The 9,432-nt window shown below is 66.9% G+C and carries 8 protein-coding genes and 7 pseudogenes; 9 read left to right on the top strand and 6 right to left on the bottom strand.

The window, feature by feature from the left end; all coding sequences use genetic code 11:
• Positions 1-90 precede the first annotated feature (90 nt).
• Positions 91-788 (bottom strand): annotated as a pseudogene (locus ACIPEK_RS45440) (cation transporter).
• 44 nt (positions 789-832) lie between these two features.
• Positions 833-1,150: pseudogene (locus ACIPEK_RS45435) on the bottom strand (transposase family protein); the annotation flags it as partial.
• Positions 1,151-1,226: 76 nt separating this feature from the next.
• On the opposite strand from ACIPEK_RS45435, the pseudogene ACIPEK_RS45430 reads away from it, so the two are divergent.
• The 3 genes and pseudogenes from ACIPEK_RS45430 to ACIPEK_RS45420 form a co-directional block, all read left to right on the top strand.
• A pseudogene (locus ACIPEK_RS45430) lies at positions 1,227-1,490 on the top strand (transposase); the annotation flags it as partial.
• Positions 1,454-1,645: pseudogene (locus ACIPEK_RS45425) on the top strand (IS5/IS1182 family transposase); the annotation flags it as partial. The pseudogenes ACIPEK_RS45430 and ACIPEK_RS45425, both read left to right, overlap by 37 nt.
• A gap of 199 nt (positions 1,646-1,844) precedes the next feature.
• The gene (locus tag ACIPEK_RS45420) at positions 1,845-2,090 is read left to right on the top strand and encodes a hypothetical protein (RefSeq protein WP_402008666.1); all 246 of its coding nucleotides are present in this window, start codon (positions 1,845-1,847) and stop codon (positions 2,088-2,090) included.
• A gap of 160 nt (positions 2,091-2,250) precedes the next feature.
• Here the strand turns inward: ACIPEK_RS45420 and ACIPEK_RS45415 are convergent, their stop codons facing one another.
• The gene (locus ACIPEK_RS45415) at positions 2,251-3,648 is read right to left on the bottom strand and encodes an IS1380 family transposase (RefSeq protein WP_402008662.1); all 1,398 of its coding nucleotides are present in this window, start codon (positions 3,646-3,648) and stop codon (positions 2,251-2,253) included.
• Between the two features lie 265 nt (positions 3,649-3,913).
• Between ACIPEK_RS45415 and ACIPEK_RS45410 the strand changes: the two genes are divergently transcribed.
• Positions 3,914-4,900: a CehA/McbA family metallohydrolase gene (locus ACIPEK_RS45410; protein ID WP_402008661.1), complete on the top strand. Its 987-nt coding sequence runs from the start codon at positions 3,914-3,916 to the stop codon at positions 4,898-4,900.
• A 9-nt stretch (positions 4,901-4,909) separates the two neighbouring features.
• On the opposite strand, the gene ACIPEK_RS45405 is transcribed toward ACIPEK_RS45410, so the two are convergent.
• A protein-coding gene (locus ACIPEK_RS45405) for an IS5 family transposase (RefSeq protein ID WP_402008659.1) occupies positions 4,910-5,718 on the bottom strand; the annotation gives its coding sequence in 2 pieces (ribosomal slippage) (positions 4,910-5,379 and positions 5,379-5,718; 810 coding nt in all).
• A 153-nt stretch (positions 5,719-5,871) separates the two neighbouring features.
• On the opposite strand from ACIPEK_RS45405, the gene ACIPEK_RS45400 reads away from it, so the two are divergent.
• Together ACIPEK_RS45400 and ACIPEK_RS45395 are read left to right on the top strand one after the other, a co-directional pair.
• Positions 5,872-6,291: a hypothetical protein gene (locus tag ACIPEK_RS45400; protein ID WP_402008657.1), complete on the top strand. Its 420-nt coding sequence runs from the start codon at positions 5,872-5,874 to the stop codon at positions 6,289-6,291.
• Between the two features lie 245 nt (positions 6,292-6,536).
• Positions 6,537-6,689 carry a hypothetical protein gene (locus tag ACIPEK_RS45395; RefSeq protein ID WP_402008655.1) on the top strand — a complete coding sequence of 51 codons (153 nt, stop codon included), beginning with the start codon at positions 6,537-6,539 and terminating at the stop codon, positions 6,687-6,689.
• Between the two features lie 100 nt (positions 6,690-6,789).
• Here ACIPEK_RS45395 and ACIPEK_RS45390 read toward each other — a convergent pair.
• Positions 6,790-7,134, bottom strand: a pseudogene (locus tag ACIPEK_RS45390) (ATP-binding protein); the annotation flags it as partial.
• 79 nt (positions 7,135-7,213) lie between these two features.
• Here ACIPEK_RS45390 and ACIPEK_RS45385 point away from each other — a divergent pair.
• The 3 genes and pseudogenes from ACIPEK_RS45385 to ACIPEK_RS45375 all read left to right on the top strand — a co-directional run.
• A complete protein-coding gene (locus ACIPEK_RS45385; protein WP_402008653.1) occupies positions 7,214-7,501 on the top strand; it encodes a transposase in 288 nt (95 codons plus the stop codon).
• A gap of 5 nt (positions 7,502-7,506) precedes the next feature.
• Complete coding sequence (locus ACIPEK_RS45380) at positions 7,507-8,409, top strand: IS3 family transposase (protein WP_402008664.1); 903 nt, start codon at positions 7,507-7,509, stop codon at positions 8,407-8,409.
• Positions 8,410-8,450: 41 nt separating this feature from the next.
• Positions 8,451-9,014: pseudogene (locus ACIPEK_RS45375) on the top strand (HNH endonuclease family protein); the annotation flags it as partial.
• Between the two features lie 84 nt (positions 9,015-9,098).
• Here the strand turns inward: ACIPEK_RS45375 and ACIPEK_RS45370 are convergent.
• Positions 9,099-9,338: pseudogene (locus ACIPEK_RS45370) on the bottom strand (3'-5' exonuclease); the annotation flags it as partial.
• Between the last annotated feature and the right edge of the window lie 94 nt (positions 9,339-9,432).

Here is a 9,432-nt window from a genome sequence, read left to right as displayed (position 1 = left end):
CCCTCCTGGCCACCTGGACCGGCGCCTGCTCGATATGCGGCCAACCCGCACCAACCCCCGAACCCCACCACAGGACCTAACAAAGCCCTACTAGTTGCAGCAGGCGCATCCGGACGGGCAGTTGCCGCACGCGTCTGCCTTGGCGTCGGCCGAGGGAACCGCAGCGGCGGCGGAAGGCGCGCAGCATCCCTTGCCCTGCCAGGCGTCGCGGCCTTCCTTGACGTCGATGGCGGCGATGACGAGGGCGGCGACTGGGTCGGCCCAGGACCAGCCGAGGGTGGCATTGAGGATGAGGCCCACCAGTAGCACGGCGGACAGGTACGTGCACAGCAAAGTCTGCTTGGAGTCCGCGACCGCGGAGGCTGAGCCGAGTTCGCGGCCGGCCTTTCGCTGGGCGGCGGACAGGAACGGCATGACCGCCAGGGACAGCGCGGCCAGCACGATGCCGGGAACGGAGCTTTCGGCCTCGCCGGTGCCGGTCAGTGCGCGGACGGCGTCGACGGTGACGTAGACGGCCAGGGCGAAGAAGGAGACGGCGATGATCCGTAGGGTCCGCTGCTCGCGCGCTTCGCGGACGGCGTGGTCGGAGGCGGAGAACTGCCAGGCGACCGCGGCGGCGGAGGAGACCTCGATGATCGAGTCGAGTCCGAAGCCGATCAGGGCGGTGGAGGACGCCAGCTTGCCGGCGGTAATGGCGACGATCGCCTCGATGACGTTGTAGGTGATCGTGGCCGCGACGGCAGGCGTATCCGGCGGGATCGGTACGGAGCATGGTGAGGATCCGCCAGCTCTTGAGGTGGGCAAAGCCGTGTTCGACCGGTACGCGTCCGACGGCGAGGACTCGGTTGGCGGTCTTCTGGCCGGGGGTGAGCTTGTGGGTGCGGCTGGCGTGGAAGCCGGTGACGATCACGGGGTCGAGTACGTCGTTGTCCAAGCCGCGGAAGCCGAGGTCCGCCAGTGCCCCGAGGCCGGCGGCGCGTAGGTGGGCCAGGATGTGGTCGTGGCGGGCGGCGGTGTTGTCATGGGTGCGGCCGGGTCGGGCGGCAGATATCCAGATCAGGCGGCCTCTCTCGTCGGTCAGGGCGAGAAAGTGCAGGCCAGCCTGATCGCCAGAGGAGCGGATCCAGTTCGCACGCGGGAAGCAGGCCACAAGCCGCGACTGAACGAGCGGTGCCCCGACACCGCATCATGGCCAGGAGCCCAGGCGAGGCATCGACGGACCGGTGGCCCCATGGTGTGCCCTGCCGGAACGTGTGGGCCGTGGCAGACGACCTATGAACGATTCGCCCGCTGGGAGGCGGACGGAACCTGGGCTCGTCTGCTCGAACAGATCCAGGTCCGGGACGACTCCGTTGGGGCGGTCGACTGTACGGTGTCGGTCGACTCGACGACCAACCGGGCTCACCAGCAAGCCGCTGGCGCCCGTCAAGAGGGCGACGGCGGCGGGGGCAAAGTCGACCCGACCCCACCGGTCCGCGGCCGGATCGGCCGTAACCGCCGCAGGCCGGACTCTCTGTTCGTCGACTGCGGCTCCGACCACGACATCTACTGCAACCAGCTCCGCGCCCGCGGCATCGTGCCCGCGATCGCCAGACGCGGGCATGGCACAGGACCGCGGGCCTACCGCTGGGCTGTGGAACGGAACGGTCGTATCGCGCCGCAAACGCTTTCGTCGGCCCTTGCTGGCGGGCGAGGAGGCCGACAACACCGCATACCGCAAGGGGCGTGCCCGAGTGGAGCATGCGACCGGCCGGATGAAGGGTTTGAGCGGCGGCTTGCGGAACCCCTCCGTGGTGGGCCACGTCTTCTCTGCTGAAGATCATGGTCGTAGGAGAGGACACAAGGTGAGTGACCGCGAGCGGGGCCAGGACACCGAACCCGCGCCCGCCGGAGACGCTTCCTGGTGGGCAGGGCTCGGGCTGACCGGAGGAGTGGTCCTCACCGTGAGCGGGATAGGGCTGCTGCTGTGGCTGATCCTGCGCGGAGGCACGGCTGACAACGACTGGTCCCGCTACTACGGGGCCGGCAAAATCCTGGCCATCGGATGCGTCATTGCCGGCACGACACTCCTGGCCCGCCGCCGCGGCTAAGCCTCGATCCACCGACGTGCTCGGAAGATGATCTCTTGTTCGTTTTCTGAGCTGGTTTCGGTTGGTGGCCGTGGATGGGCAGGTTGTTTCTGCTGGTCTGCCCAGCTCTTCCACGGTTCGGTTCCGGTCGGGCCCTGGCGGGTCGGGTGGTCAGGGGCGGTCAGGCCTGTGCGGGTGGGCTGTGGACCGTATCGAACAAGTGTGTCCAGGCGTGCTGCCAGGGCCAGTTGTGTGGCAGGTGCAGGATGATGCGCCGTGCGGACCTGGCGACTCGGGCCGGGACCTGGACCAGATGGGCCCGGAGGGTCGCGGTGGTGGCTTTGGCGTGGAACGAGGAGGTCAGCGCGCCTGCGGCCCGCAGCAGGTTGTAGGTCATGGCCCACAGGGTCAGCCAGGCCGCGTTGGCTTGGAAGTGCCCGGAGGGCAGGTGGGCCAGGGCGGAGTTCTTGCTGTCGGCGATGACCTGCTCGATGACCGCGTGGTGGCGGTGTTCCCGCTCGGCCTGGAGTGTCGGGGCGGAGTTGTCGGTGAAGAAGGGGTGGTAGCGCCAGACGGGGAAGAGTTCTCCCTGCTCGCCGACGGTCGCGGGTTTGGCCAGGTCGCGGACTCGGCGCACGATCAGCCGGGCGGTGACCCGCTCGCTCTTTTTGCGGCTCGCGAACGCGGTGTAGTCGGGCATCTCGGCGACTTCGGCGTCCGAGATGAGCTCGCCGGTGGTGGGGTTGGGCACGGCGGTGGGGTAACTGATCTGCTGCCAGGCCCTGTCCGGGATGGCGTGAACGGCACGTTTGATGGAGGGGTTCATGCCGGTGGTGATCGAGAAGTGGGCGCCGTTGCGGCAGCAGGCGGCGATCACCCCGGCGTTGTAGAACTGGGAGTCCGCGCGCAGGACGCGCAGGCCGGTGCAGCCGGCCTCGATGGCGGTGGCCAGGGCCTCGGCAACGAATTTCGGGGCGCCGCGGGAGTCGGCTGCCTTGCCCCGGCGCATCCGGACTCCGGCGATCACCGGCCTTGAGTGCGGGGTGCAGATCGTGGCGAGGAGGGGGTGCAGGGTGCGAATGCCTTTGAACCGGCCGTACTCGGCGCCCTGCTTGGCCCGTCCGTAGACGCGTTTGTGGGTGGAGTCGACATCGATGAACGCCTTCTCGCCGGAGCCGGTCAGCAGCGGGGTGTGCGCGGCCAGTTCGCCGAGGAACTGCCGGTGCACGGCGTGGAGTTGCAGAGCATGGCCGTGGGTGAACGAGCGCAGGAACGTGCCCAGGGTGGACGGGGCGCGAATCCCGTCGAACACGGCCGGCATCGCACCGTGCCGCAGGACTGCCAGGTCATCGATACTGTCCGCACCCGCGACCATGCCCCCCACGATGCTGGTGACCTTTGCATGAGCCGACGCGCCCGCGCTGTTCTTCGCGCCGGTCAGCTTCACCTTCTCGGCGGCCAGGCGCGGCAGACCGCACCGCTCGGCCAGTCGCATGACCGGAATGAGCCCGGCGTGGGCGATCAGATTCAGGTCATCGAACGCAGCGGAGACCGTTGCCGGAGTATGGGAAACTTGCATCTCGGAAGTGCCTTGCTGATCGTGCGTGCTGGAAGCCTGAAGAACTCCCATCATCGCAGGTCACAAGGCACTTCTTCGTTTTCCCGAAAGTTGCCCACAGGCACCAACTCGGTGGATCAAGGCTAAGGTTGTCCCGTCTTAAAGATCGTTTCAGAATGAGAATTTGATCTTGATGTCTCGGCGGGGGCGGCGCCCGGTGGTGTCACGGAACCGGTTGCTCTGCCTGGACGTTTGCTCGACAGGCCTTTGATGGAGGAGAACCTTGTTGAGTTTGAGCTTCCCGCCGGTACGGGCGCTGGGACGCGGGGCGGGCTGGTACCGCGGGGACTGCCATGTCCACTCCGTCCACTCGGACGGAGAACTCGCTCCCGAAGAGTTGGCACTGCGGGCACGGGTTGCTGGGCTCGACTTCATCGCGACGACAGAGCACAACTCTGCCGCGGCACCCGATGTATGGGCGCATCTGGCTGCCGATGACTTCTTGATAGTGCTGGGTGAGGAAGTGACTACGAAGACCGGGCACTGGCTTGCGCTCGGCACCAGCCCCGGTCAGGTCGTCGACTGGAACCACCAGGTCAGGGACGGACTGATCGATCGGTGTCTGGATCAGGTCCATCAAGTGGGAGGCCTGTGCGTGGCCGCGCACCCCCACGCGCCCTATCTGTCGGGCGACTTCATGTTCCCCTTCCGGGGCTTCGACGTGGTGGAGGTGTGGAACGGGCTGTGGACTTCGGACCGGCCCTGGAATGCCGACAACGAGGCTGCCCTGGCCGAGTGGGGACGGAGCCTCGCAGCCGATATCCAGACGGGCTCTTGGCGGCCGGCGATGGGCAACAGCGACACACACCTGGAGGGGCAGATCGGCATCCCGCACACCGTGGTCTTCTGCGAGGAGCTGAGTACCCAGGCGATCCTCGCTGGGATCCGCTCAGGCCGCAGCTGGATCGCCGAGTCGGCGGAGGTGGAAGTGTCGTTCACCGCCAGCGTTGATGGTCGCATCGCCGGGGTGGGCGAACAGCTCGCAACTCATGGTGGGCGGGTCGAAGTACAGGCAGCAGTACTTGGTGTGCCGGCGGCGACCGTCAGCTTCCACACCGATAGAGGGAAGGTCCACCGCGTGTCGCTTCCCGGCGACGGAGCAGGTGCGGTGCAGTGGCACACGACGGCGGAGGACTCGGCGTTCGTCCGCATCGAGGTCCGCCATCCCAACGGGCACGTCGCCGCACTCACCAACCCGATCGCCCTGACCTGACTGATCGCCTCAACATGATGTGCGCAGGCGGCGTAGGCAGATGAGGCTGCAGGCCAGTTCGAGCAGGCCCAGATGGAGGTCGGCGCGCCGTTCGTAGCGGATGCGCAGTCGTTTGAACTGGTGCAGCCACGCGAAGGCGCGCTCGACCACCCAACGGACCTTGCCCAGTCCAGAGCCGTGGGCGACACCGCGTCGGGCGATCATCGGCTTGATTCCGCGCTTCCACAGCAGGCGGCGGTACTTGTCGAAGTCGTAACCCCGGTCGGCGTACAGGCGCCGAGGCTTGCGACGCGGGCGTCCCCGCAGGCCACGGATCGGCGGGACGGAGTCCAGCAGCGGCAGGAGCTGGGTGACGTCGTGGCGGTTCCCGCCGGTGAGGGTGACGGCCAGCGGAGTACCGTGACGGTCGACGATCACATGATGCTTGGAGCCGGGGCGGGCGCGGTCGACGGGCGAGGGGCCGACGTGATCCCCCCTTTAAGGGCCCGGACATGTGACCCGTCGACAGCGCAGTCGTCCATGTCCAACAGCTCCGCACGCCGAAGCTCGGCCAGCAGGGCAGCGTGCAGGCGGGGCCACACTCCGGCTTCGGTCCAGTCCCGCAGCCGGCGCCACGCCGTCACCCCGGAGCAGCCCACAGTCTCGGCCGGAACGTCCCGCCAGGCCACGCCGGTCCGCAGCACGTACACGATGCCCGCGAGCGCCGCCCGGTCCGGAACGCGCAAACGTCCGGGGTAGCGACGACGACGCTCGGGAACAGGCGGCAGCAGCGGAGCCACGCGCTCCCACAAGCCGTCCGGAACAAGATCAGCACGCACCCGCACAGCCTGCCGACCAAGATCGCCAGGCGCAAGGTCGTGGGCTCAGCTCATTTTGAAACGATCAGTTAGCGGAGCGAATGCGCTGGACCCTCGACCCGGTGCCCCGCCGCGTGGTGTTCTATCTTCGGCGTTTCCGATATGGGGTGGGCAGTGGTCGGTAAAAACTTCGAGATCCGCAGCACCAGGGGGGACGAGCTGTCGCACGTGTCCTTCCCGGGCAGCGGAGGACACACGCGGACGGCGCACTGCGGGGCTGCGATTACGTGGGATGCCCGCGCCACCGGAAAGCCGCTGTGTCCTGAGTGCGCTGTGGCTCGGGATGAGGTGCTGCGCATGCCGTGGTGGCGGCGGGTGGAGTGGCGAAAGGTGTTGGGGCTCGGCACACCCGACCCGGGGGACAGCCGCGTCAAGCACTTCTCTATGACTTGGTTCGCGAACCTGGTCTTCTTGGTAGGCATGCCGCTGATCGTCGTCTTGACCTTGCTCGGCATCCTGGTGCTCATTGACTTGTTGGTGTTCGGATTCCAGATCACGCCGCAGGTGCTGTGGAAGTACTGGCTCAGCGACTGACAGCTGTCTGATAGTCCTAACTCCTGCCACCAGAAGTCCTCTCATAGCGGTTCTCAACTACCGCCCCCCGCCGACGGGCCCGGCGCACACCTCGGCATGATCACTTGGCGATGCTTGCCACCCGGTGTCGGCGTACTCGTGAGAGTGCTCCACCAGGTACGGAGATCTGTGCACCAGTCTTGCCTACCTGGTCCAGCCCAAAGCCGTTCGAGGCCGAGTACGCTCCCTTGGCGTGGAGGGGTGTCATGGAATCGCTCGGGACGTTGTTCATGGCCGCAGCCTGGGGTGTTCCGCTGGTGAGCTTGCTGGGCGGGGTGATAGCCATTGCTGCCGTCACACGTTGGCGCCGCCGGACGATCAGCGCTCTGGAGAGGGCCGATGAAGAGCACGGCGTCTGATCGGTTGGAGGCTGCGGGGCCAGGGTGGCCGATGACGAGGGCGTCCGAGACGCCCAGTTCGGCATCTTGGCAGGTCAAGGCCGGTCCGGTGGCGGGATCTTCAGGCTGCGTCGTCTCGCTCTCGTTCGATCGCGGCAAGTCGGCTCTTGAGGCGGTAGCTTGGGCCGTTGATTGAGATGACTCCGCAGTGGTGGAGGAGCCGGTCGAGGATGGCCGTGGCCAAGACCTCGTCGCCGAACACCTGTCCCCATTCGCTGAAGGTCTTGTTCGAGGTCAGGATGATCGAGCCCTTTTCGTAGCGCTTAGAGATCACCTGGAAGACCAAGTTCGCCTCGGCGCGAGCGAGGGGCTGGTAGCCGACCTCGTCCAGAACAAGGACGGCTGGCCGCAGGTAGCTGCCGAGTTTGCTGGTCAGGCGCCCTGCGGATTCGGCGGCGGTGAAGTTCCCCCTCTGAAGTGGACAGCCTGATACTGGGACGGATCGGTCCCGGAGGAAGCAGTCCAGGTTGAGTGGCAAGAGCAACATGAGCAAGCGGTACACGTCGGAGTTCAAGCGGGACGCGGTGGCACTGGTCCGGTCGTCAGGGCGGAATGTCACCGAGGTTGCCCGGGAACTCGGTGTGAGTCCGGAGGGGCTTCGCGGCTGGGTGAAGCAGGCGAAGGCCGACCGTGGCGAGGGGGCGCCCGGCGCGCTGACCACGGCGGAGAAGGAAGAGCTCCAGCGGCTGCGCAGGGAGAACCGGGAACAGCAGCAGACGATCGAGATCTTGAAAAAAGCAGCGACCTTCTTCGCGAAGGAGACGATGAAGTAGGCACGCTGTGCCGTTTCATCGACGCGGAGAAGGCCGCCGAGGCCAACCCCGACGGCTACAGCGTGGCTTTGCTGTGCCGCGTCACGGGGATCAACCGCTCCACCTACTACTCCTGGCTGGAGGCCCGGCCGGCAGCGGCGGAACGGCAGTGTGCCGAGGACGAGTTGACCGAGGAGATCCGCGAGATCCACGCCTCCTCACGGGGTGCCTACGGCGCACCGCGCGTGCACGCCGCGCTGCGGCGCAAGGGCCATGCGATCAACCGGAAGAAGGTCGAGCGGATCATGCGCGAGCGCGACATCCGCGGCGTCACCCGCCGCAGACGCCGCCACCTGACGCAGCAGGACACCAAGGCCGCACCGGCTCCGGACCTGGTCGGCCGCGACTTCACCGCTACCCGGTCCGGCACGAAGCTCGTCGGCGACATCACCTATCTGCCGACGATCGAGGGCTGGTGGTATCTCGCGACCGTCATGGACCTGGCGACGCGCGAGGTGATCGGGTACGCGATGGCCGAACACCACCGTGCCGAGCTGGTCACCGACGCGCTGCGGATGGCCGCCGGCCGCGGCGGCCTTCAGGGCGGCTGCATCATGCACACCGACCGCGGAAGCGAGTACACGAGTGGCGAATTCCGCACTGCAATACGGGAGTTGAACCTGAGACAGAGCATGGAACGAACCGGCATATGCTACGATAACGCCGCAGCCGAGAGCTTCTTCGGACTGCTGAAAGCGGAGATCGGCACCGCCGTCTGGGAGAGCCGTGAGGCGGCCCGCGCCGACGTCTTCCGCTTCATCGAGGTCGAGTACAACCGCACCAGGCTCCGCAAGCACCCCGAGTTCGGGTACCTCACCCCGTTCGAAACCCGAGCCAGGCTGCAGCACGACTTCACCCCCGCAGCGTAAACAACCGCTGTCCAAGATCAAGGGGGAACTTCAGAAGTGGCCTGTCCCTCTCAGAGGCCATCGCGAAGATCCCGGCTGCGGACGAGAACCGGACCGGCTACAAGCGCGACTCCTTCCGCCACTGGATCGACGAGGACGGCGACGGCTGCAACACCCGCCAAGAGGTCTTGCTCGCCGAAGCGACGAAGAAGCCAGAGCAGGGCACCCGATGTGCGCTGACCGGCGGCGAGTGGCTGTCGTACTACGACGAAGTCACGGTCACCGACGCGAAAGGGCTCGACATTGACCACGTCGTGCCGCTCGCCGAGGCGTGGGACAGCGGCGCCTCGGCCTGGGACGCGGACCGGCGCATGCGGTACGCGAACGACCTTGGGTCCGAGCGGTCGCTCGTTGCAGTCACGGCCAAGACGAACAGGTCCAAAGCCGACAAGGACCCGGCCGACTGGATGCCGCGGGCCGAGTCCGCGAAGTGCACCTACCTGGCTGACTGGACCGCCACAAAGCTCAGGTGGAAGCTGACCGCGGACGACAAGGAACGGTCGGCACTGGAGGAGCTCGCCAAGGGCTGCACGGCCGCGGTCGTGAAGTACGAAGTCGCTCCGTAACCACACCCTCTGTCAGCTCGACCGGGCCGGCGACGGGGGTCGGTTGTGAATAGCGTGCTGCCGCAGTCGCGGCCCGCCCTCGTGTCATGCAGGGCGGCCGTCGGGGTGGCGGTTGATCCATGCCAGGCCCTCGATGTCGAGGCGGTGGCGGGCTCGTGTGACAGCTACATAGGCAAGCCGGGCTTCACTTTCGTCGATGGGCCCAGGAATGGGCTGGCCCTTGTCATCGTGCTCTTCGCTGTCCGGGGGCGGGGTGAAGTCGTCAGCGATGCGCACGCGCGGCCATTCGCGCCCTTTGGCTTTGTGCGCAGTGGAGACGGTCACCTTGAACCGCCCCGGGTTTGATGGAGATCATCAAGACCCGGAAGGATGCCGATCATGGCTGCTCCCCGTAAGTACCCCGACGAACTGCGTGAAC

This window comes from Streptomyces sp. NPDC088246, from assembly GCF_044741025.1.
In the GTDB taxonomy this organism is placed as follows: Bacteria; Actinomycetota; Actinomycetes; order Streptomycetales; family Streptomycetaceae; genus Streptomyces.
Note: the sequence above shows the minus strand (reverse complement) of the source record. Positions and strands in the feature narration are given on the sequence as shown.